At 61.6% G+C, this 21,308-nt stretch carries 21 protein-coding genes; 6 read left to right on the plus strand and 15 right to left on the minus strand.

The window, feature by feature from the left end:
* Positions 1-121 precede the first annotated feature (121 nt).
* The gene (locus WB528_RS25190) at positions 122-1,477 is read right to left on the minus strand and encodes a hypothetical protein (RefSeq protein WP_423891810.1); all 1,356 of its coding nucleotides are present in this window, start codon (positions 1,475-1,477) and stop codon (positions 122-124) included.
* A gap of 706 nt (positions 1,478-2,183) precedes the next feature.
* Between WB528_RS25190 and WB528_RS25195 the strand changes: the two genes are divergently transcribed.
* Positions 2,184-2,798 carry a LuxR C-terminal-related transcriptional regulator gene (locus WB528_RS25195; protein WP_423891812.1) on the plus strand — a complete coding sequence of 205 codons (615 nt, stop codon included), beginning with the start codon at positions 2,184-2,186 and terminating at the stop codon, positions 2,796-2,798.
* Here WB528_RS25195 and WB528_RS25200 read toward each other — a convergent pair.
* The 10 genes from WB528_RS25200 to WB528_RS25245 form a co-directional block, all read right to left on the minus strand.
* Positions 2,719-3,441 carry a hypothetical protein gene (locus WB528_RS25200; protein WP_423891813.1) on the minus strand — a complete coding sequence of 241 codons (723 nt, stop codon included), beginning with the start codon at positions 3,439-3,441 and terminating at the stop codon, positions 2,719-2,721. The two genes, WB528_RS25195 and WB528_RS25200, sit on opposite strands and share 80 nt — an antisense overlap.
* On the minus strand, positions 3,438-3,671 hold the full coding sequence (locus tag WB528_RS25205) for a hypothetical protein (protein ID WP_423891815.1): 234 nt from the start codon (positions 3,669-3,671) through the stop codon (positions 3,438-3,440). The genes WB528_RS25200 and WB528_RS25205 overlap by 4 nt, the downstream gene beginning before the upstream one ends.
* Positions 3,668-4,123, minus strand: coding sequence for a hypothetical protein (locus WB528_RS25210; RefSeq protein ID WP_423891817.1), 456 nt, complete (start codon positions 4,121-4,123; stop codon positions 3,668-3,670). Before WB528_RS25210 ends, WB528_RS25205 begins: the two co-directional genes overlap by 4 nt.
* Positions 4,124-4,767: 644 nt before the next feature.
* The gene (locus WB528_RS25215) at positions 4,768-5,166 is read right to left on the minus strand and encodes a septal ring lytic transglycosylase RlpA family protein (RefSeq protein WP_423891849.1); all 399 of its coding nucleotides are present in this window, start codon (positions 5,164-5,166) and stop codon (positions 4,768-4,770) included.
* An 81-nt stretch (positions 5,167-5,247) separates the two neighbouring features.
* A complete protein-coding gene (locus tag WB528_RS25220) occupies positions 5,248-6,366 on the minus strand; it encodes a cobalamin-independent methionine synthase II family protein (protein WP_423891819.1) in 1,119 nt (372 codons plus the stop codon).
* A 148-nt stretch (positions 6,367-6,514) separates the two neighbouring features.
* A complete protein-coding gene (locus WB528_RS25225) occupies positions 6,515-7,225 on the minus strand; it encodes an ABC transporter ATP-binding protein (protein WP_423891822.1) in 711 nt (236 codons plus the stop codon).
* Positions 7,218-7,970, minus strand: coding sequence for an ABC transporter ATP-binding protein (locus WB528_RS25230; RefSeq protein WP_423891824.1), 753 nt, complete (start codon positions 7,968-7,970; stop codon positions 7,218-7,220). The genes WB528_RS25225 and WB528_RS25230 overlap by 8 nt, the downstream gene beginning before the upstream one ends.
* Complete coding sequence (locus WB528_RS25235) at positions 7,967-8,998, minus strand: branched-chain amino acid ABC transporter permease (protein ID WP_423891825.1); 1,032 nt, start codon at positions 8,996-8,998, stop codon at positions 7,967-7,969. The genes WB528_RS25230 and WB528_RS25235 overlap by 4 nt, the downstream gene beginning before the upstream one ends.
* 45 nt (positions 8,999-9,043) lie before the next feature.
* Positions 9,044-9,913, minus strand: a complete 870-nt coding sequence (locus WB528_RS25240; RefSeq protein ID WP_423891828.1) for a branched-chain amino acid ABC transporter permease — start codon at positions 9,911-9,913, stop codon at positions 9,044-9,046.
* A gap of 236 nt (positions 9,914-10,149) precedes the next feature.
* The gene (locus WB528_RS25245; protein WP_423891830.1) at positions 10,150-11,325 is read right to left on the minus strand and encodes an ABC transporter substrate-binding protein; all 1,176 of its coding nucleotides are present in this window, start codon (positions 11,323-11,325) and stop codon (positions 10,150-10,152) included.
* A 487-nt stretch (positions 11,326-11,812) separates the two neighbouring features.
* Between WB528_RS25245 and WB528_RS25250 the strand changes: the two genes are divergently transcribed.
* Positions 11,813-12,103, plus strand: a complete 291-nt coding sequence (locus tag WB528_RS25250) for a hypothetical protein (RefSeq protein ID WP_423891832.1) — start codon at positions 11,813-11,815, stop codon at positions 12,101-12,103.
* A 236-nt stretch (positions 12,104-12,339) separates the two neighbouring features.
* Complete coding sequence (locus WB528_RS25255) at positions 12,340-13,797, plus strand: 4-amino-4-deoxy-L-arabinose transferase (RefSeq protein ID WP_423891834.1); 1,458 nt, start codon at positions 12,340-12,342, stop codon at positions 13,795-13,797.
* Between the two features lie 42 nt (positions 13,798-13,839).
* Here WB528_RS25255 and purU read toward each other — a convergent pair whose 3' ends face one another.
* Positions 13,840-14,703, minus strand: a complete 864-nt coding sequence (gene purU, locus WB528_RS25260) for a formyltetrahydrofolate deformylase (RefSeq protein WP_423891836.1) — start codon at positions 14,701-14,703, stop codon at positions 13,840-13,842.
* 126 nt (positions 14,704-14,829) lie between these two features.
* Between purU and WB528_RS25265 the strand changes: the two genes are divergently transcribed.
* Entirely contained in the window at positions 14,830-15,672 is an 843-nt protein-coding gene (locus tag WB528_RS25265) for a uroporphyrinogen-III synthase (protein ID WP_423891838.1), read from the plus strand.
* Here the strand turns inward: WB528_RS25265 and fcl are convergent, their stop codons facing one another.
* From fcl to WB528_RS25280, 3 genes are all read right to left on the minus strand, one after another.
* Entirely contained in the window at positions 15,673-16,629 is a 957-nt protein-coding gene (gene fcl / locus WB528_RS25270) for a GDP-L-fucose synthase (protein WP_423891841.1), read from the minus strand. It lies immediately after the preceding gene.
* On the minus strand, positions 16,610-17,695 hold the full coding sequence (gene gmd, locus WB528_RS25275; protein ID WP_423891843.1) for a GDP-mannose 4,6-dehydratase: 1,086 nt from the start codon (positions 17,693-17,695) through the stop codon (positions 16,610-16,612). Before gmd ends, fcl begins: the two co-directional genes overlap by 20 nt.
* A gap of 104 nt (positions 17,696-17,799) precedes the next feature.
* Positions 17,800-18,474, minus strand: coding sequence for a Crp/Fnr family transcriptional regulator (locus tag WB528_RS25280; RefSeq protein WP_423891851.1), 675 nt, complete (start codon positions 18,472-18,474; stop codon positions 17,800-17,802).
* A gap of 292 nt (positions 18,475-18,766) precedes the next feature.
* Between WB528_RS25280 and WB528_RS25285 the strand changes: the two genes are divergently transcribed.
* The gene (locus WB528_RS25285; protein ID WP_423891845.1) at positions 18,767-19,588 is read left to right on the plus strand and encodes an ABC transporter ATP-binding protein; all 822 of its coding nucleotides are present in this window, start codon (positions 18,767-18,769) and stop codon (positions 19,586-19,588) included.
* A partial coding sequence (locus WB528_RS25290) for an AMP-binding protein (RefSeq protein ID WP_423891847.1) occupies positions 19,585-21,308 on the plus strand: 1,724 nt, incomplete at its 3' end. The genes WB528_RS25285 and WB528_RS25290, both read left to right, overlap by 4 nt.

Here is a 21,308-nt window from a genome sequence, read left to right on the forward strand (position 1 = left end):
AGAACTTCTGAACCAAAGCCGCACTAGCGCTCGATATTTGCTAGTGAGCCTTTGATTCTGACATTCACAAACATCCCTGCACCAACGGGATGCGAATGTCAGAATCGGATCACTAGGATGGTCAGTCCCGACGGCGCGAGATGACGTAGGATTCGTCGTAAAACCAGAGCCCGTTATGCTTGCGCAGAACCTCTCTGACGGCATCGAGATAACGGCCACTTTGGGACATTTCCGTCAACCGGTCGTCTTCAATCTGTGCGACATACACCGCCGCATTCCATGCTGCAAAGGCCGTCGAGGTTCCGATGGACCCCGTGACCTCGTTGGGCAGCGCTTCCATATCATAACGGAAGACCGAACGGGCATCGGCATAGGCGTTAAAATTAAGGTCGCGCCCGGCCGATCCCAGCTCGTATTTCACGGCGCGCAATAGCTCATGACGGCTCACGGCGAAAGGATTTTCTCCCGGCCAGACCGCCTGGATAATCTCCAGCCCCGGATCCTGCCCGTGGGAGTGAATTCCAATCAATCGGCCTCCGGCCCGCAAGGCCCGCCCCAGGGGCGCAATAATGCGTTTGGCGCGGAAATTGACGCTCGATTTGGCCCGATAAGGCTGGGAAGCGATGATGAGGTCGAAATTGGCCTCGCTCCGCCCCGCCCGGGGGATGATCGAATCGAGCAAAAACCTCTGGTCTTCGCGGTAGAGCACCAGCGCCACCGGCCGCTCATAGGTTGGCATGCCGGAGCGCGCGCTCACGCTCGCCCGCCAGTTCTGCTCCAGAAACGGCCCCAATTCGGCGATCTGGGCCTCGAAATCCCCTGATGAAGCCCCCCTGAGAGGGACTTCATGCCAGATCATGCCGGCAGCAGCCACGGGCGAGGCCGGCGTCAGCCAGGGCGCCTCGGCGTAATACATGTTGGTCAGCACGAAGACCGTCGCGGGATGCTCGAACAACCGGTCCGGCACCTTGTCCAGAGTCAGGCGGACATCCTCGAGGCTGAGCTCCTTGCCCGCGATATAGAACGGCATGTGGGGAAAACGGGTGTGCATCGAACGCATCACCCGCGCCAGCACCGTGCCGTCGCCGCAACCGGCATCGAATACCCGAAGCGCCGGCGGGCGAGGATGGATGGCCGAAAGCTCCAGCGCCACCCGCTCCGCGACCACGCGCTTCTCGCTGCAGGTGTGGACGAACAGCAGGTATTTCTGCCGATTTTCGAAGAAGCGGAAATTGCCGCGGGGATCGCGCTTTTCCGGCACCACTTCGAGGCCGCGCGGCGGCGGCATCCCGCCGGGCATGGCGGACGCCATGTAGCCCTGGATGCGCTCCAGCGTGTCGATGGTGATGCGCTTGCCCTCGCGCAGGCGGTGCACCAGCTTGCCGTCATTGACGGCGCGCCGCCCGAAGGTGGATTCGGCCATATCCACCTGGCGGCAGAACTCCGAAATCTGGGACAGGAGCTGGTCGTTTTTCATTGAGGGCGTAGGTGGGAAGACGTGGTTGGGCAACCAATTGCAGCGAAGTCCTACCACCTTCTGCCCAAGCGCCAAAAGCCTTTCCCGGCAACGGTGCTATCTCGTCACCGTCATGGCGTGGATTGCGAAGGCGTCCTCGCCAACTTGAACATCAGGGTCGAGACGTCAGAACCCCGTAGCTTCGTCATGGCGTCGGTGTGTTTGTCTGTCGCACCGCAGGCGCCGATCGCATCGCGCTGCCCAAGGTCAGTGGGCTCGCGAAACCCCCTTTTCGGTTGGAGCAAGACGCCAAGACCCATGAAAGCCGTTGGGCTTGTCACCATAGCGCACACTGCGGCACACGATGGGCAATCAGTCGGCCGCGGCAGGACGCTTTTCAACTGCAACCGTCCGAAATCCCGAGGGCGTTCCCTGCATCGCGCCCCGGGCGGGGGGGTCCATTAGGACAGAGCTACTGTCCTGATACTGCGTCAAAGTTATCTTAGGTTGTTACTTAAATATACCGCGGGGTGTATATTGAGCCCGGGTGACGACAGGCGGGGGGCTGCCGAAGAATGAGTAATTTGTTCATTGGAGCGGCTGCTAGGCTATGTCGGGTGAGTCCGCTGTACCGACCTATATCCTGCAAAGTGATGGCCTGTTCCGGGAAGGTCTTCGACTAATACTGTCGAAAACTCGCTTCCGGCCTCACGGTTGCGCAATCGACTTGGAAGATCTCACCGGAATTCCCGATGACGGGCCTATCCTGTTCATCGTGGCGGTAGATGCGAACCAGGCCATCCTCTGCAGCAAGATTCGAAGCCGGTATCCGCTCGCCTTCATCGTGGCGGTTGCTGACGAAAGCAATCCACGCTCGCTCGCAAGCGCTCTGGACGACGGAGCAAACGCCGCGCTCTTCAATTCCGTCAGCCCCGGTGACCTCGTCAGCACGCTGCAAGCCGTCGTCAATGGCAAGCTCATTCTCATAGACGCCCGTCTCTGGCCGCTCGAAAACCAGCCAAGGGAAGAACGGTCGTCGCCTCCCCTCTCCGGCGAGGCGCTGTGGGATGTCGCTGACGAGCCTCAGGCCATGAAGCTGTCCGCACGAGAGATCGCAATCCTCGAGCGCATCGTGCGGGGCGATTCAAACAAGCAAGCCGCCCGGTTCTTCAGGATCGCGGAGCCGACCGTGAAGGCACATGTGAAGGCTATCTTGAGAAAAATCGGCGCCAGCAATCGGACACAGGCGGCGATCTGGGCGTTCAACCACCACCTGTTCGATCACCCCAGCGAGGACCGGGCGGCGCTCCCGATATTGGTCCAGGACGAAACGGTCCGCTGAGAGCTTTGGCCTCTGCCGAAGCCACATGCGCCTTTCGATCCGGCCATCGCGGCCGCGCAGCCCTGCTTGTGTGCCCGCCGGTCGCAACCGCGACCACGGATACGATTGCAAGCACGATCCAGACAAACAGCGCGAATTGCCTTGTGCTTTCGAACCGCCCGGGCGGCGACGGCGCCTGCGAAACACGCTCCGGCTCGAGCTGAGGCAGCTCGAGCCGGAGCATCCCCCCGTCGACCCAGCGATCTGCCAGCGTTGCCATCGGCATCGGCACCGGTGTTTCCGGCAGCGCGACAGGCGCTTCGGCGCGGGGGAGATGATGGTCGTAAGTCCAGCATCCGTCGCCGTCCTTCACGATTGTCTGCGCCGGCCATGTCCTGGCTGCTTCGGCTTGGTCGAGGCAATGACGGGAGGCACGCGCGGTCGGCGCGGCAGTCAGCAGCAGGACCGCCAGCACTGCGGCGAGCGGCGGAAGACCATGTTGGAGCCTGACATAGTTTCCGACACTCGCCGCATCGCCCGCGCCGGTGTAAACATTATCGGGATCGCGCCATTGCGCGAAGCATTCCCCGCAGATCATGGCGTCGCAATGCCAGAACGATGCCCTGACGTAATCCACATCGCGCCGGCAAAAATCGCAGATCATCGCTGCGCCTCGTCAATGACGTGTTGCAGTGCTGCATGGGTCTCGCGTCGATCCAATTCCTTGACCAGCTCTTCGCCCGTCCTGCGGTTGGGGTCGAAATAGAACCGCGCCTGGTTGGGCTGATCACCGGCCGTCCTCGTCATCGCGCAACCTCCAAGCATGACCGAGAGCAGTACGATGATGGGTGGCGCCGCGACCAGCAGGTACGGCACCAACCCGTACAAGGTCATGGAGCTCCCTCGGCGGATTTCACCGCTACCCTGTCCCGAAACGTCTCGCATAGCTGGCGGACTTCTTCCGTCGCGCTGGAGCAGGACTCGATTTCGTTGAAGATGCGCTTGCCCTCCTTGCGATAGCGCGCCGCGGTGGTTCTGATATCCTTGAGCATGGCGGAGGTTGACGTGGTGAGCTGCTCGCAGCGCTGAGCCATTTCTTTCACGAATTCGCCAACCGCTTCGATTTCCTTCGCCGTCACCTCATATTCCCTGACAATGGCCTCGGCCGAGAGCTTGCCGATCTCGGTTGCGTCTTCGCGGTGATTGACATAATCCGGGACCGACGGTGCCCGCGGCATAGGCTCCACCGCCTGGATGTGTGGAGGCCTGTGTAGTACCGCCTCGTGGATTTCCCCTTCGATCTGGCTGACATTGAAGGGCTTCGCCGCAGCATTCTGTCCTCTCATCGTATTCACTCCTATGGCAATCTTCTGGTTTCAAAACGCTGGTTGCTCTTGCCTCCAGCCCGTGGATCGCCGAGCCAGTGTCCCCGGCTCGAGGACGCTGTTGTACCCGGCAATTCTCATTCCGAAGAGGTTATGAATCCACCCGGCTAGTCCCCCGAAATCTGCCTGCGGCGCGCTACCCAGATCGGTTCCGCGCCATCGTCCCAAACAAGGTTTCCGCACGCGGCACACCGGTACAAACGGACGGTGTCGCCCCGCTGGGAATCGAGAATCGAATAGACGAGGCAGTACGCCGCGCATCTGCGGCAACGGAGCGGCCAGACGTCCATCGGAGATTCAGTTCGTGGTACGTCGCTGTCCATCATGGTGCGAGCGCTTTCCAGCCAAACCCAAAGTCGAGCCGAATGATCGTGGCAAAACCGGTGGAATTGCGTCTTTCTGCCGGGGCTTATTGACTAGTCCCTTTGGACTAGCGCCTCAGGGCGCGAAGGCATGATGCATGCGCGCTCGCGAATCGCGTGAGCGGCGCATCACGTCGCCGTCTTCATCCGCAGCCTCTCGGAGCAAAGGGCGCAAGGAATGCCGGGATAAACGGGCCACCTGCGAAAAAAGCGCTGCGACCGCGCGATCGGTGCTGGCAGAGGTCAGGACATGCAAACCCACTGCGTTCCAGTCATGCCAATCGCGTGAGCGGCGCCCCGAGCCAGATCGAGCGTAACGCCGTGGGTAAACGGGCCGCGGTCATTAATTGTCACCGTAACGGATCTCCCGTTCTCAGGATTGGTAACCGTCACCTGCGACCCGAAAGGAAGCGTGCGATGCGCGGCGGTCAAGCCACCTGAATTGAAGGCTTGACCGCTCGCCGTTCGGCGACCCGAAACATAGTATGTCGCGACGACATTTTGTCCCGCACAAGATCCGTGCGGCCGGGAGTGCGAGAAGAACCAGGCGAACCCGCGGCTCTCGGCCGGCGCAGACGACGCGATCAGTGACGCCGCAACCAATGCAACAATGCAAGAAAATGGTCGCATCGATCCCTCCATGACTAAGAGCAACTCGCGTCTGCGGCAAACGCAAAGACGCAGAGCACGACAGTCGCGTCGGGGCCTCAACAGGCCCTCCGGTTATTTCCCCCACACGTCCTGTGCTACCTCGACCGCCAGCCGAAGCTTCGCCCACTGCTCCTCTTCGGTGAGGATGTTGCCTTCCTCGGTGGAGGCGAACCCGCACTGCGGCGACAAAGCCAGTTGATCGATCGGCGCAAACTTCGAGGCTTCCTCGAGCCGCCGCTTGATATCGTCTTTCTTTTCCAGCGCCCCGCTCTTGGACGTGATCACGCCGACCACGACAACCTTGTTGCCTTTGGGCAGATAGCGCAGCGGCTCAAAGCCGCCGGCGCGCTCGGAATCATATTCCAGGAAATAGCCGTCATAGTTGGTGCCGGCGAGCAGCGTCTCCGCCACCGGCTCGTAGCCGCCGGACGAAATCCAGGTCGAGCGGAAATTGCCGCGGCAGACATGGGTCGTGATCGTCATGTCGGCGGGGCGCTCCGCGATCGCATAATTGATGACGCGGGCGTAGACCTGCTGAAGGCCGTCCAGACTATCGCCGCGCTCGCGCGCCTTGGTCAATTCGTCCTGCGAACAAAGGTAGGCCCAGACCGTGTCGTCGAACTGGAGGTAGCGACAGCCGGCGTCATAGAACGCCTTCACCGCCTTGCGGTAGGTCCTGGCGAGATCGTGAAAGAAGACATCGAGGTCGGGATAGACCTCCTTCGAGATCGATCTGCGGCCGCCACGGAAATGCAGGACCGCAGGCGACGGGATCGTCATCTTCGGCGTGACATGGGCGGCGTCGCACTGCTTCTTCAGGAATTTGAAGTGCGCCAGCATCGGGTGGTCGTCGGGAAAGTCGAGTTGGCTTACGACGCGCACCGCATCGTGCCGGGTCTGAACGCCGGCGAATTGAATGCCCTGTTCGGGATGGAACAGTTCGCAGCCGGTCAATTTGGCGAGAAAGTCAAAATGCCACCACGAGCGGCGGAATTCGCCGTCGGTCGCGAGCCTCAAGCCGGTCGAGGCCTGCCGGTGCACGACCTTCTCGATTTCCATGTCCTCCGCCTTGCGCAACTCCTCGGGCGATATCTCGCCTTTCTCGAGTTTGGCGCGGGCTTCCTTGATGCGTTCGGGCCGCAACAGACTGCCGACTTCGTCGGCGCGGAAGGGGGGTTTTGTTCGCTGCATGGTGTTGTCTCCTCGCGAAGGCTCTTTTTGCGGTGATTAAATCACTTTTGACTCGCCATTGCGAGGAGCGTGAGCGACGAAGATTCCAGCTTGGCGACGGATATCCGGATCGCTTCGCTTGCGCTCGCAATGACGGTAAGCGCGGCCATCATGACTTGCCCGCCACGCCCAGAAAGCGTTCGAGCGCCGTGGAATCGGCCTTCAGGGCACCGCTTGCCGCATCGTGCACGATCGCGCCACGTTCCAATATTACGGCGCGGTCGGCAAGTCCGAGAACCTTTTGCGCATTCTGCTCGACGATGATGGAGCAGATGCCGCCCGAGCGGGTGATCGTGCCCAGCGCCCGCAGAAGTTCCTCCACGATGATCGGCGCGAGCCCCTCCGTCGGCTCGTCCAGCAGCAGCACCTTCGGGTTGAGGGTGAGCGCGCGGCCGACGGCGAGCATCTGCTGTTCTCCGCCGGAGAGCTGATTACCGAAATTGCTGCGCCGCTCCTTCAACCGCGGAAACATCTCATAGACCCGATTCACAGTCCACGGCCCGTCCTGGGCCACGGCCGTCATGTTCTCTTCCACCGTCAGCGAGCGGAAAATATTGCGCTCCTGCGGCACCCAGCCGATACCCGCCCTCGCCCGCTGGTCGGGCCGCAGCGATGTAATATCGCGTCCTGCCAGCGCAATACGTCCGCCAAAACGGCGCGTTACGCCTACGATCGAGTTGATCAGCGTGGTCTTGCCGGTGCCGTTGCGTCCCAACAGCGCCAGCACTTCCCCTTCCGCCAAGCGCAAGGACATACCGGGCAACACCACCGCCTCGCCGTAGCCGGCGCGCAGGTTCTCGATCGACAACAAATCAGCCATCGGCGGCCTCGCCGAGGTAGACAGCCTTGACCCGGGCATCGCGCGCGACTTCGTCCGGCGTCCCCTCCACCAGCATCGCGCCGTTGACCAGCACCGAGATCCGGTCGGCGAAGGAAAACACAAGGTCCATGTCGTGCTCGATCAGAAGCACCGTGACGTCGCGCGGCAGGCTGGCGACGACTGCGAGAATATCGTGGCGCTCGCTTTCCGGCACGCCGGCGGCCGGCTCGTCGAGCAACAGCACACGTGGCTTGCTCGCGATCGCGAGCGCGATTTCCAGGAGCCGCTGCTTGCCGTAAGGCAGCGTCGCGGTCTGCTCGTTCATGACGTCGGTCAGGTGAAAGCGTTCGAGGTTGGCCGCAATCTCGGCATTGACATCGTCGCGCGTGCCCATCACGCGCCACCAGTCGCCGCCTCGACCGAGGCGTTCGGCGACCGCGAGCCCGAGCGTCTCGATCGGCGTCAGATCGGGATAGAGCTGGTTGATCTGGAAGGTGCGCGACAACCCACGCAGCACGCGCCCATGCACCGTCATATCCGTGATGTCGTTGTCTTCCAGCAAAATCCGCCCGGCATTGGGCTTCAGCACGCCGGTCAGAAGGTTGATCACGGTGGTCTTGCCGGCGCCGTTCGGGCCGATCAAGGCATGGCGCGCGCCTTGAACGATTTTCAGCGAAAGATCGCGCGTAACCTTGAGCCCGCCGAACTGCTTTTCCAGTCCCCTCGTTTCCAGGGCCAGCGTCATGACGCATCGCTTTCGGGAATGGCGACCGCGGCCTTCTGGCCTCCGAACTGCCGCAGCATCAGATTCGGCACGAACAGCACCCAGCGATGCAGCCGCGCGCGGCCGACCATGACGATCACGACCAGCACGAGACCGATCCAGAACTGCCAATATTGCGGTGTGAGGTTGGAAAAGAATTCCTGCAGCATCCGGAACACCACCGCGCCGATCAGGCCGCCATAAAGATAGCCGGTGCCGCCGATGACGAGCACCAGCATCAAGTCCGCCGACCGTTCAAAGGAAAACACGTCGAGCGAGGCCAGTTGCGTGGTCTGGGTGAACAGCGCGCCGGCGATGCCGGCATAGAAGGATGCCAGCGTATAGACCGCGATCAGGCGGCGGTTGACCGGTACGCCGATCGCCGCGGCGCGCAACGGATTGTTCTTGATCGCGCGCAGCGACAGGCCGAACGGCGAATGCACGACCCGGCGCGCCGCCAGAAACAACACGAACAGCACGGCGAGCGCATAGAAGAAGCCGGTCCTGCCGAACATGTCGAAAGGGAACAGGCCCAGCAGCGGCGCCATCTCGATGCCCTGCAAGCCATCGGTGCCACCGGTGATGTTGGAATAGCGTTCGGCCAAAGCCTCAAGAAGCAGCGCGATGCCGAGCGTCACCATCAGCCGGGTCAGATCGACGCCGCGGATCACCAGGAAGCTCGTGAGAAAACCGATGACCGCCGCCGCCAGACCCGCTACCACCAGCGCCAGTGCCGGCTGGGTCACGATGCCGTGGAGCGCCAACAGGCCCGCGCTATAGGCGCCGATGCCGAAGAATGCCGCGTGGCCGAGCGATACAATGCCGGCATAGCCGAGGATGAGGTCGAGCGAGAGCGCGAACAAAGCCAGCCGCACGATGTCGGTCATGATCAGGTAGCGCGACGGGAATACGAAGCCGCAGGCGAGCGCGAGACACCAGAACGCGATCTCGCTCCAATGCCAGTTGGCATGAGCCCTGGCGATGCTTCCGACTTTGGACGACGTGGCCATGCAAATCGCTCTAGTGATCCGATTCCAACATTCGCATCCACTGCACTAGCGGGCCGCGGTGCGGCCGAACAAACCGTTGGGACGCCAGATCAGGATCACGATCATGATCGTGTAGATCACGAACGGGCCCATCTTCGGCACGTAATATTTGCCGGCGACGTCGCCGATGCCGAGCAGCAGAGACGCCAGGAATGGCCCGGTGATGCTGGAGGAGCCGCCGACCGTCACCACGATCAGGAAGTAGATCATGAACTTCAGCGGAAAATACGGATCGAGCCCGAGGACTTCCGCGCTCAACGCGCCGCCAAGCCCGGCGAGGCCGCATCCGAACGCAAAGGTAAAAGCAAAAACCTGCGGCACATTGATGCCGAGCCCGCTTGCCGCGCGCGGATCGTCCACCGCGGCGCGCAAGCGGCTGCCGAAGCGGGTACGGGCCAGAATCAACTGCAACAGCGCCGTCAGGAGGCCGCAGATCACGATGATCATCAACCGGTAGCGGCCGACGCCGACACCGAAGACATCGAACTGGCCTTCGAGAACGGAGGGCAAATTGATGAAGACCCGCGAAGACCCCATGATGTAGTCGACCGCCGCCACCGACATGAAGACGAGGCCGATCGAGAACAGCACCTGGTCGAGATGGCTTCGCGTATAGAGATGACGGTAGAGGCCGCGCTCAAAGACCGCGCCAATCAAGGCGCCCGAGACAAAAGCGAGCGGAAGTGCGGCAAAGAACGGCCAGCCGTGCTGGTTGACCAGAACCGCACAGACATAGCCGCCCGCCATCGCAAACGCGCCGTGGGCCAGATTGACGAAATTCATCAAACCGAGTGTCACCGCCAGACCGCATGCGAGCACGAACAGCAACATGCCGTAGGCGACGCCGTCGAACAGGTTGGTAAGGATCGAGGTCATGCAAGAAAGAATCCGGCTTGCTTGATCCCTCCCCCTTGCGGGGAGGGTGGCACGTTGAGAGCGTAGCGAGCAACGTGGCGGGCGGGGGGAAATTCATATCAAAATATACCCCCACCCCCGGTCTTCGCTTCGCGCGAATGTATCGGCGTTCTGCAAATGACGGCGGCCCGAGGCCGCCTATGCGACCCTCCCCGCAAGGGGGAGGGATCAGAGCGTCCCGGGATGATCTTCGGTCTCTACTTGGTCTTGCCGGGATCCTTGACCGCCTTGAAGGTCTCGAATTCGACGTTGTAGAGCTCGCCGTCCACCTTCTCGACCTTGCGGATATAGACATTCTGGATGATGTCGCGGGTTTCCGGATCGATCGAGATCGGGCCGCGCGGGCTTTCCCATGCCATTCCCTTCATCGCCGCGATCAGGGAGTCGCCATCCGCCTTGCCGCCGGTCTTCTTCAACGCTTCGTAGATCAGGTGGATGCCGTCGTAACCGCCGACCGCCATGAAGCCCGGGCGCTGGTTGTAGGCCTTCTTGTAGGCAGCGACGAATTCCTTGTTCGTCGCAGAAGGATGAGCCGCCGAGTAGATATGCGCGGTCACAGTGCCGAGCACGGCATCGCCCATATCCTTCAGCAGGTCGTCGTCGGTAACGTCGCCGGGGCCAATCACCTTGATGCCGGCCTTGTCGAGGCCGCGTTCGGCATATTGCTTCATGAAGTTGCCGCCCTGCCCGGCCGGCACGAACACGAACATGGCGTCCGGTTTGGCATCCTTCATCCGTTGCAGGAACGGCGCGAAGTCGGGATTGGCGAGTGGCACCTTGACCTCTTCGACGATCTGGCCGCCGCCGGCGACGAAATGCTCCTTGAAGAACTTCAGCGCGTCATTGCCTGGCGCATAGTCGGAGGTCAGCGTCGCGACCTTCTTGATGCCGTTTTTCACCGCCCAGTCCCCGATAATGGTGGAGGACTGCCCGAGTGTGAAGCTGGTGCGCACGATATAGGGCGACTTCTCGGTGATGACCGAGGTGCCGGCCGCCATCACGACTTCCGGCACTTTCGCCTGCGTCGCCAGCGGGGCGGCGGCGAACGCCGCCGGCGTGATGCCGAAGCCTGCGACGATGTTGACCTTGTCGTTGACGATCAGCTCTTGCGTGAGGCGCTTGGTGTTGTCCGGCACTGCTGCGTCATCCTTGAGGATGACTTCGATTTTCTTGCCGGCGACGGTGTCGCCGTGCTGCTGCATGTAGAGTTTGACGGCGTTGTCGATCTGCTTGCCGGTCGAAGCCTGGCCGCCGGTCATCGGCAGGATCAGGCCGATCTTGACGGCCTCCTGCGCCAGCACCGGCGCAGACGTAAGCGCAGTTGCGGCGGCGACAGCGCTGGCTGCGAGCAATAGGTGACTGCGAACGAACATGAACGTTTCTCCCCTGATCGAATTGGTGTCCGAAAGTGCCGGCTTTGCCTTATCCTGTCCCGAAACTCGCGACCGCCACAGCGTGGCACCGCAGCATCGGACCAGTATTGGTCCGGTTTTGGCGCTGACTTGGCATCGCTTGCGCCGCCGCCGTCAATTGAACGAAGGGCGTCCCCCAACCCTGAACTGTGCGCCGACTTTCCTACTTTCGGCGCAACCACGCTACGGTGCCATGGTACTGTCAATCGGGACGGGGTTTTGGACCCCGTAGCTAGCGACCAACACCGCCCAGGCTCCTTCTCCCACGTGTTGCCGACTTTTGATTTGTACGAATGTACAAATAAAATGGTCCTGTCAACAAGAGGCCTTAAACCGGCCGGAGCTTGGTTTTTCCTTCGATTGGGCCTTAAACCCCCAATGTTTCGAGCCTCTTCCGGTCAGCCTCAAATCCATCTTTTTTAAAGGCCACGATCCTACGGTCCTGCCGATGATGTCAGTCCGCGCCCGCCATATCGCCCCGATTGCCGCGCTCGCGCTTGCGGGTGTGCTTCTTGGCGGCTGCTCCTCGATCAACGAGAAAATGGGGCCCGCCGTCGCCGATACGTTGCCGGCGTGGGCCGGCGGCCTGCCAAAGGACGTGCCGCCCCGCAAGGGCACGCCGGAATACGATGCCTACATGAGAGAGCAGGAGCGCAAACGGCTCGAGCCGGCGCCAGCCAACGCGAATGCGTCGGCGCCTCAATCCGCGTCGCCCCAATCACTTGATCCAGTGCACTGAAGAGATCTCACAGCCGGCCGCCCTCGATCCCTGGGCACCATGGTCACGCAGCTTGGTCCGAGCGACCTGCAAGATCGGCGCGCATGACGTGCAATTGCGAGCAAGCTGCCGTTAACTTTTAGCTTCCATAGCTTGTGCGCGATTAGCGATCGATCGAAGAACAATGCAAGGTTGCTACGTCAATGAGCCCGCCGTGCGTTGCCGCCGAGCCTAGCGACAGCCGTCGTCGGGTGCTGATGAGCCCGCAGCTGTATCCGCTTGTCGCCATCTTGATACTTGCCGCAGCGCTTCGGCTGCCGCTCGCTTTCTGGCCGAACTTTCATCATCCGGATGAAATATACCAGTACCTTGAGCCGGCGCGTCGCATGCTGGGGCACGACACCATCATCACATGGGAATGGCGATACGGCATGCGCAGTTGGCTGCTGCCGACGCTCATGGCCGGTCCGGTCGCAATCGGTGACTGGATTGCCCCGGGAGGGATGGGCGCTTTTATCCTGCCGCGTATTGTTGTCGCGCTTGCCTCGCTATCGATCGTTGCGTCGGCGTGGGCCTTTGGCGCGCGCGTGTCCCGAACCCACTCCATTCTCGCCGGGTTCGTTGCGGCCATCTGGTTTGAATTCGTTTATTTTGCGCCACACACGTTAAGCGAACCGATCGCGACCGCAGCCATCCTTCCCGCCGCCTTGTTGCTCACCCGCAAGGCACCCTCCACGCGCGACCTGGTCGAAGGCGGAGCTTTGACGGCGCTCGCCTTCCTGTTTCGCTTCCAGTACGCACCGGCGATCGCGGTGCTTGTTCTGGGCGCGTGCTGGCGCAATTGGGAGCGCCTGCTGCCCCTGGTTCTAGGCGGCGCAGCCATCCTGGCGATCGGCGGCGCCGTCGACCTCGCACATGGCGCGGCGCCATTCGGCTGGGTTCTCGCAAATATCGAGCAGAATTTCCTTCAGGACCGAGCCACTGAGTTCGGTGCAGCCCCCGCCGCAACCTATCTCGCCTGGCTATGGGACCGGTGGTCGATCGTCATCGTGCCGCTATTGTTTGCAATCTTTCGCGGCTACCGGCACGCACCGCTGCTCTTCTGGGTCGCCGTTACCGATATGGCTTTTCACAGCTTGATCGCTCACAAGGAACCTCGCTTCGTCTTTCTTTCCATGTCCGTGCTGGTCATTATCGCAGCACTGGGTTCCGCCGACTGGATTCTGTTGAGCAAACTCGCTTGGCGCCGCTTCGCCGGATTGGCGATCGCCGGCGGTTGGATCGCGGCCTCGGCGGCGCTGGCCGCAACGGGCGAATGGCCGGCACTGTGGATGAAGGGGATCGGAGCCACCAGGCTCGCCGAGGAGATGAAGGCCGATCCGCAGATGTGCGGTCTTGCGCTTTACGACCTCTACTTCTTCAAGCTGCCGAGCCGCGATCGTCTTGTCGGCGACACGCCTCTGTTTGGCTTTTACGAAAGAGACCCGCTTGCCGGCGCCCGGTTGAGCAAAGTGACGCGGGATGCCTCGACCGCATTCAATCGCATCCTCGCCCTTCGCTCCAACGAAAAGGAGCTGCCCGCCAACTTCACGGCGCGCGATTGTCGTTCCATCGACGGCGCCCCGGTCTGCATCTTCGCGCGCGACGGAAAATGCGACTCGAGTGCGGCGGCATCGTTTACGCCGAACGATGTGCTGAAACGGATGAATTTTTGATCCCCAAGAAGGATCGGCCATGCGGCCCGTAGCTGCCTGCGGTTAGTCCATGAAGACCACGGTCTTGCGTCCGTTGAGGATCACGCGATCCTCCAGATGATGGCGCATGGCGCGCGCCAGCACGCGGCGCTCGATATCGCGGCCCTTGCGAACGAGATCCTCCGGCGTATCGCGATGGCTGATGCGCTCGACGTCCTGGTCGATGATCGGCCCTTCGTCGAGATCGCGGGTGACGTAATGCGCGGTGGCCCCGATCAGTTTGACGCCGCGCTCATGCGCCTGATGATAGGGCCGCGCGCCCTTGAAGCCCGGAAGAAACGAATGGTGGATGTTGATGCAGCGGCCCGAAAGTTTTGCCGACATCTCGTCGGACAGGATCTGCATGTAGCGCGCAAGCACGACGAGATCGCTCTCGGTTTCGCCGACGAGATTCCAGATCGCGGCCTCCTGCGCAGCTTTGGTCTCCTTGGTGACCGGCAGGTAGTGGAAGGGAATGTCACCGAAATCGAGACTCGCATAGGTCTCGCGCGGATGATTGGACACGATCGCGGTGGGGTCCATCGCCAGTTCGCCAGTGCGCCAGCGGTAGAGAATGTCGGCGAGACAATGATCGGATTTGGAAACCAGCAGCATCACGCGGCGGCGGCTTAAGCGGTCGCGCATCTGCCACGCCATGCCGAAGCGATCGGCAATGGCGGTAAAGCCGGTTTGCAGCGCCGCTAGCCCCACGGCGAGATCGGCGGCGTTGAATACCACCCGCATAAAGAAATGCCCGGTCTCGACATCGTTGAACTGTTGGGCGTCGATGATGTTCTGTCCATTATGGGCCAGAAACGTCGATACCGCGGAGACGATGCCCGGGCGATCCGGGCAGGAGAGCGTGAGGACGAACTGATGATCGGGCATTGCGGGTCTGATGAAAGTTTGGGCTGAACCTGGGCTGCGCCCTGCTCTATCAGCTAGTGTGGCTTTGCGCCAATCCCGCATCGCGGATCATGATGAACAAAGACAGGGCAGTTAGGTTATACAATCATGGCTGAGCGACTGAACGGCTATCGCATCCTGATCCTCGAGACCCGCGAGGAAGCGCAATTCTCAAAGCTTCTCACCGAACGGGGCGCCGATGTCCTGCAATGCCCGATGTTCACGATCAACGATCCGCCTGACCCCGCAGCCGTTGAGGTCTGGATTCGCGGCGCGATCGCGCAACCGTTCGACGATCTCGTGTTGATGACCGGCGAAGGTCTGCGGCGGTTGACCACGGCCGCGCGGCGGCTGAATGTCGAAGCAGATTTCATCGCTTCGCTCGGCAAGCCGCGCAAATTTGCCCGCGGGCCAAAGCCGGGACGTGCGCTGCGCGAGGTCGGCCTCGAGCCGCAGATCACGACGGAGACGCCGACGACCGAAGGCGTCATCGAGATGTTGTCGCGCGTCGATCTCAAAGGTCGTCGCGTCGGCGTGCAGCTTTACCCGGACAAGGATCATAACGCGCTGTTGGCAGCGATCACGGCCAAAGGCGCCACGGCCATTCCGGTGACACCCTATGTCTACGACGCGCGCGCTGCTGACAGCCACATCGTCACCGCGATCGAGGAGATGGCCAACGAACGCATCGATGCGATTGCGCTGACGAATCTCGGGCAGATCCGCCGCCTGATCGACGTAGCGCGCGAACGCGGCCTTGAAGCGCGGTTACGCGGAGGGTTGAAGAAGACGCCGATCGCCTCGGTGGGTCCCGCAGTTTCGAGTGAACTCGCTTCGCACGGCCTGTCCGCCGATATCTACCCGCCCGGCGATGCCTTCTTCATGAGGCCGCTGATTTCGGCGATGGCGGCGGCTTTGGCGAAGAAGAAGCCGCGTGGCGCCGCGCGCTAATTATTCCGCCGCCTGCTTGGTCTCGCTCAGATACGCCTGGTAAGCGAGCTTGAGGCCGTCTTTGAGCGACGTACTGGCTTTCCACCCGAGCCTGGCGAGCCGGCTGACGTCGAGCAGCTTCTGTGGCGTGCCGTCGGGCCGCGAGGGGTCGTAGCTGATGGCGCCCGTATAGCCGACGACGCCTGCCACCACGCGGGCGAACTCGGCGATGGTAACGTCCTTGCCGGTGCCGATATTGACGAGTTCATCGCTCGAATAGGTCTTCATCAGATGGACACAAGCATCCGCGAGATCGTCGACGTAAAGGAATTCCCGCCGCGGCGTGCCGGTGCCCCATACCACAACATTGGAGCTGCCTGACCCCTTCGCCTCGTGAAAGCGGCGGATCAGGGCGGCGACGACATGGCTATATTCGGGATGATAATTGTCGCCGGGACCATAGAGGTTGGTCGGCATCACGTTGATGAAGTCGCTGCCATACTGGCTGCGATAGGCCTCAACCAGCTTGATGCCGGCGATCTTGGCGATGGCATAGGGTTCGTTGGTCTCTTCCAGCGGCCCGGTCAGCATCGAATCCTCGCGCAGCGGCTGCGGCGCCAGTTTCGGGTAGATGCAAGACGAGCCCAGAAACATCAGCTTCTCGACGCCATTCTGATGCGCGGCGTGAATCACGTTGGCAGCCAGGATCAGGTTGTCATAAATGAATTCGGCGCGCAGCGTGTTGTTGGCGACGATGCCGCCGACTTTCGCCGCGGCAAGAAACACAGCCTGCGGCCGCTTTTTCGCAAACCAGTCAAATACCGCAGCCTGATCGCGCAGATCGACCTCGCTGCGCGGAACGGTAAGAATCTCGACACCTTCGCTTGCAAGCCGGCGCACCAGCGCGCTGCCGACCATTCCCCGGTGACCGGCGACGAAAACCTTTTTGCCTCTCAGGTCAAACGGGGTTCTTGCCATTGGCCACCTCGCGCCGGGCAATCGCGAGATCGCCGGCCACCATCTGCTTGACGAGTTCAGCGAAGCTCGTCTTCGGCTTCCAGCCGAGCTTCCTGTGCGCCTTGCTGGCGTCGCCGATCAGAACGTCGACCTCTGTGGGGCGGAAATACTGGGGGTCGATGCGAACCACGGTCTTGCCGGATTTCTTGTCGACGCCGGTTTCCTCGATGCCCTTGCCGCGCCATTCGACGGCGTGGCCGACCTCCGCGAAAGCCAGTTCCACGAATTCGCGCACCGAGCGCGTCTCGCCGGTCGCCAGCACGAAATCGTCAGGCGCATCTGCTTGCAATATCTGGTGCATGCCGACGACATAATCCTTGGCATGACCCCAGTCGCGCTTGGCGTCGAGATTGCCGAGATAGAGCGTTTCTTCGAGGCCAGCCTCGATGCGCGCCACCGCGCGGGTGATCTTGCGGGTGACGAAGGTCTCGCCCCGGATCGGGCTCTCGTGGTTGAACAGGATGCCGTTCGAGGCGAACATGCCGTAGGCCTCGCGATAGTTCACCGTGATCCAGTAGCCGTACAACTTGGCCACCGCATAGGGCGAACGCGGATAGAACGGCGTGGTTTCCTTTTGCGGAACCTCCTGCACGAGGCCGTACAGTTCCGAAGTCGACGCCTGGTAGAAACGCGTCTCCTTTTCCATGCCGAGAATGCGGATCGCTTCCAGAAGTCGCAGTACGCCGATCGCGTCGGCATTGGCGGTATATTCCGGGCTCTCGAAACTGACGGCGACGTGGCTCTGGGCGGCGAGATTATAGATCTCGGTCGGCCGGATCTGCTGCACCAGGCGGATCAGGTTGGTCGAATCCGTCATGTCGCCGTAGTGCATCAGGAACGGCACGTTGCCGGTGTGCGGATCCTCATAGAGGTGGTCGACGCGGGCGGTATTGAAGGAGGACGACCGCCGCTTGATGCCATGCACGGTATAGCCGAGACCAAGCAGAAGTTCGGCGAGATATGCGCCGTCCTGCCCGGTCACCCCCGTGATCAGCGCCACGCGCCGTTTGGTATCCTGAACCGTCATTTCGCCTCCGAATAACCGGCTGCCATTAGCATCCGCCTACCCCAGAGTCTAATGCAAAAGATGATGGAAAATCAGACCGATAGAAACGGACTTACAGGATTTGGTTACTCGCCGTAGCCGCGCAGCCGCTCGATGTCGAGGATGGTCACCCCGCCATATTCGAGCCGGAGCAGGCCTTCCTTCTCCAGCCGCTTCAGGCACTGGTTGGCGTTTTGCCGCGAGATGCCTGACAGCGCGCCGATTTCCTCCTGCGTTATCTCGAGATGGCGGTTGAGATCGGGATAGAGGATCGGATTAAACAACGAGGCGATCGAACGCGCCAGCCGCGCGGTGACGTCCAGCGTGCGGCCATATTCGACGAGACCAATGAACTGGCCGAGCCGCTCGTTGAGTTGCGCGACCAGGAAACGGTTGAAGACGACGCTGTTCTCGTAGAGCCAGAAGAACGTGCCCTGATCCATCAGCGCGAGGCGGGTATCGCGCAGCGCCACCATGTCGTAGAGCCGCGCCTCCTTCTTCAGCACGGTGCCTTCGCCGAACCATGCCCCGGCGGTGAGGCCCGCGAAGGTCATCGCCTTGCCACCCCGCGAGACCGTACCCATCCGGACCAGGCCCGAGACGACCCCGGTCCAGTATTCGAAACGATCGCCACGCAGGAAGATGGACTCGCCCGGCCGGTACGACTTCTCGGTGATGCCCACGCGCGCGGTCTCGATCTCGCGCTCGGACAATTCGCGCGACCAGATCGCGATACGCCGCAGATATTCCGGGGTGATCATCTCGCGGTCTTCATCGATATGTTGCAACGCAGCAGATAAACGATCGGCGGCCTTGAAAATTGCCGGCGAATTGTCGGACAAAAGACATTCCGCGCGACGGCTTTACCCTAAGCAGATTGCTACGCCCAACGGGACATTGGGCGTAGCGTGACCTCGCATGGCATTCGAGATACCAGCCGCAGCAAATGCCATTGGTCGCATGGCTTCAACGGCAGGGCCGATATAGGATCGCGTTGAAAATTCAGGGATAACCGACCAAGAGCGCGAAAAGCGCCGGATGCGGGAGGGACGATTGGACCATACGTTGGAAGTGCGCGGGGTATCATTGCGCTTCGGCGGCGTGCGCGCGCTGACCGACGTCAGTTTCGGCGTCAAATCCGGCGAACTGTTCTCGATCATCGGCCCCAACGGCGCCGGCAAGACCTCGATCGTCAACTGCATCTCCGGTCGCTACCGGCCGACCGAAGGCCAACTATTTTACCGTGGGCAGGATATCACCGCGCTCAACCCGAACGCCCGGCCGCGGCTTGGCATCGGCCGCACCTTCCAGAATCTTGCGCTGTTCCACCACATGAGCGTGCTCGACAACATCATGGTGGGCCGGCACCACCTTCTGAAGAACAACTTCATCACGGGATCGCTGTACTGGCTGACGGGCGCGAGGGCCGAGGAGCTGGCGCATCGGCGCAAGGTCGAGGAGATCATCGACTTCCTCGACCTGCAATCGGTGCGAAAAGCTACCGCGGGCACGCTTCCTTACGGCTTGCGCAAGCGCGTCGAGCTCGCCCGCGCCATGGCGCTGGAGCCGCAGCTGATCCTGCTCGATGAGCCGATGGCCGGCATGAACTTCGAGGAAAAGGAGGACATGGCGCGCTACATCGTCGATCTCAATGAAGAGTTCGGCATGACCGTGATGATGATCGAGCACGACATGGGCGTGGTGATGGATATTTCCCATCGCGTGATGGTGCTCGATTTCGGCCGCAAGATCGCCGAGGGCGATCCGGCCGCCGTGCTCGCCGATCCGCATGTCAAGCGCGCCTATCTCGGCGAAGAGGACGAAGTGCTCGTCGATCCCGACGAACATCCGCTACCTGCGGAGACCGCGGCATGATGGATTACGCCGCCCGCGTGGCGCAGGCCGATACATATCCAAAGATGCTACGGCTGAATGCCCGTGAATTCGGCGGCGAGATTGCGCTTCGCGAAAAGGATCTCGGGCTCTGGAAGCTTTTCACCTGGACCGACTACCAGAACCGCGTCCGTGATTTCGCACTCGGCATGGTCGAACTCGGCCTGGGCCGCGACGATGTCGTCGGCATCATCGGCGACAACCGGCCCGATTGGGTGGCCGCTGAAATCGCAACCCACGCAATCGGCGGTTTGAGCCTTGGCCTTTACCGCGACGTGCTCGATGAGGAGGCCGCCTATCTTCTCAATTACGGCGAAGCAAAACTCGTCGTCGCCGAAGACGAAGAGCAGGTCGACAAGCTCTTAGGCTTGGCCGACCGCGCGCCGGCGCTGCGTCACATCGTCTATTCCGATCCAAGAGGCCTCAGGAAATATAGCGATCCGCGCCTGATGTCGGCCGAGCAGCTGGCGGCGATGGGCCGCGAGCGCGCCGCGCGCGAGCCCACGCTCTACGACAGCCTTGTCGATGCGACGCGGGCTGAGGATGTGGCCATCCTCTGCACCACGTCAGGCACGACCTCTCATCCCAAGCTTGCAATGCTCGCAGCCGGCCGCGTGTTGCGACATTGCGCGACTTATCTCGCTTTCGATCCGAAAGGGCCGGAAGACGAGTATGTCTCGGTGCTGCCGCTGCCCTGGATCATGGAACAGGTCTACGCGCTCGGCAAAGGGCTGTTGTGCCGGATGAAGGTCAACTTCGTCGAAGAGCCCGAGACGATGATGAACGATTTCCGCGAGATCGCGCCGACCTTCGTGCTGTTTGCACCGAGGGTGTGGGAAGCGATCGCCGCCGACGTGCGCGCTCGCGTAATGGATGCCTCCTCGCTCAAGCAAGGACTCTACGAGCTCGGGATGAGAGCGGGCTTATCCGCGCTGGCGCGCGGCCGGCATTCGGTCGTTGCGGAAAGGCTGTTGTTCCGCGCGCTTCGCGACCGGCTGGGCTTTACCCGCCTGCGCTCGGCGGCCACCGGCGGAGCATCGCTCGGCCCGGATACGTTCAAGTTCTTTCGTGCCATGGGTGTCCCCTTGCGCACGCTCTACGGCCAGACCGAGACGCTCGGGGCCTACACGCTGCACCCTGAGGACGCCGTCGATCCCGACACCACGGGCGTTGCCATGGCCGATAGCATCGAAATTCGTATCGATGACCCCGATAGCAACGGCGTCGGCGAGATCTTGACGCGCCACCCCAACATGTTCCTCGGCTATTACAAAAATCCGGATGCGTCGTCAGCCGACATGAGGGACGGTTGGCTGTGTTCGGGCGATGCCGGCTATTTCAATGACAACAGGCAGCTCGTCGTCATCGATCGCATCAAGGATCTGGCGGAAACCACGCGGGGCGATCGCTTCTCGCCGCAATATCTCGAAAACAAGCTGAAATTCTCGCCCTACGTCGCCGAAGCGGTCGTGCTCGGCGCCGGCCGAGAGACGCTCGCGGCAATGCTCTGCATCCGTTTCTCGATTGTTTCCAAATGGGCGGAAAAGAACCGGATCGCATTCACGACCTATACCGATCTTTCGGCGCGGCCCGAGGTCTATGAGCTGCTGCGAGAGGAAGTCGCCGCCGTCAACGCCACGCTGCCGCCGGCGCAACGGATCTCGCGCTTTCTCCTGCTTTACAAGGAACTCGATGCCGACGA

The organism is Bradyrhizobium sp. (assembly GCF_049586575.1).
In the GTDB taxonomy this organism is placed as follows: domain Bacteria; phylum Pseudomonadota; class Alphaproteobacteria; order Rhizobiales; family Xanthobacteraceae; genus Bradyrhizobium.

What these genes read in the sequence shown, in the direction of transcription:
- WB528_RS25190 (WP_423891810.1), bottom strand. Translation starts at nt 1,477, where the DNA reads ATGAAAAACGACCAGCTCCTGTCCCAGATTTCGGAGTTCTGCCGCCAG.
- WB528_RS25200 (WP_423891813.1), bottom strand. Translation starts at nt 3,441, where the DNA reads ATGATCTGCGATTTTTGCCGGCGCGATGTGGATTACGTCAGGGCATCG.
- WB528_RS25205 (WP_423891815.1), bottom strand. Translation starts at nt 3,671, where the DNA reads ATGACCTTGTACGGGTTGGTGCCGTACCTGCTGGTCGCGGCGCCACCC.
- WB528_RS25210 (WP_423891817.1), bottom strand. Translation starts at nt 4,123, where the DNA reads ATGAGAGGACAGAATGCTGCGGCGAAGCCCTTCAATGTCAGCCAGATC.
- WB528_RS25215 (WP_423891849.1), bottom strand. Translation starts at nt 5,166, where the DNA reads ATGGAGGGATCGATGCGACCATTTTCTTGCATTGTTGCATTGGTTGCG.
- WB528_RS25220 (WP_423891819.1), bottom strand. Translation starts at nt 6,366, where the DNA reads ATGCAGCGAACAAAACCCCCCTTCCGCGCCGACGAAGTCGGCAGTCTG.
- WB528_RS25225 (WP_423891822.1), bottom strand. Translation starts at nt 7,225, where the DNA reads ATGGCTGATTTGTTGTCGATCGAGAACCTGCGCGCCGGCTACGGCGAG.
- WB528_RS25230 (WP_423891824.1), bottom strand. Translation starts at nt 7,970, where the DNA reads ATGACGCTGGCCCTGGAAACGAGGGGACTGGAAAAGCAGTTCGGCGGG.
- WB528_RS25235 (WP_423891825.1), bottom strand. Translation starts at nt 8,998, where the DNA reads ATGGCCACGTCGTCCAAAGTCGGAAGCATCGCCAGGGCTCATGCCAAC.
- WB528_RS25240 (WP_423891828.1), bottom strand. Translation starts at nt 9,913, where the DNA reads ATGACCTCGATCCTTACCAACCTGTTCGACGGCGTCGCCTACGGCATG.
- WB528_RS25245 (WP_423891830.1), bottom strand. Translation starts at nt 11,325, where the DNA reads ATGTTCGTTCGCAGTCACCTATTGCTCGCAGCCAGCGCTGTCGCCGCC.
- WB528_RS25250 (WP_423891832.1), top strand. Translation starts at nt 11,813, where the DNA reads ATGATGTCAGTCCGCGCCCGCCATATCGCCCCGATTGCCGCGCTCGCG.
- WB528_RS25255 (WP_423891834.1), top strand. Translation starts at nt 12,340, where the DNA reads ATGAGCCCGCAGCTGTATCCGCTTGTCGCCATCTTGATACTTGCCGCA.
- purU (WP_423891836.1), bottom strand. Translation starts at nt 14,703, where the DNA reads ATGCCCGATCATCAGTTCGTCCTCACGCTCTCCTGCCCGGATCGCCCG.
- WB528_RS25265 (WP_423891838.1), top strand. Translation starts at nt 14,830, where the DNA reads ATGGCTGAGCGACTGAACGGCTATCGCATCCTGATCCTCGAGACCCGC.
- fcl (WP_423891841.1), bottom strand. Translation starts at nt 16,629, where the DNA reads ATGGCAAGAACCCCGTTTGACCTGAGAGGCAAAAAGGTTTTCGTCGCC.
- gmd (WP_423891843.1), bottom strand. Translation starts at nt 17,695, where the DNA reads ATGACGGTTCAGGATACCAAACGGCGCGTGGCGCTGATCACGGGGGTG.
- WB528_RS25280 (WP_423891851.1), bottom strand. Translation starts at nt 18,474, where the DNA reads ATGATCACCCCGGAATATCTGCGGCGTATCGCGATCTGGTCGCGCGAA.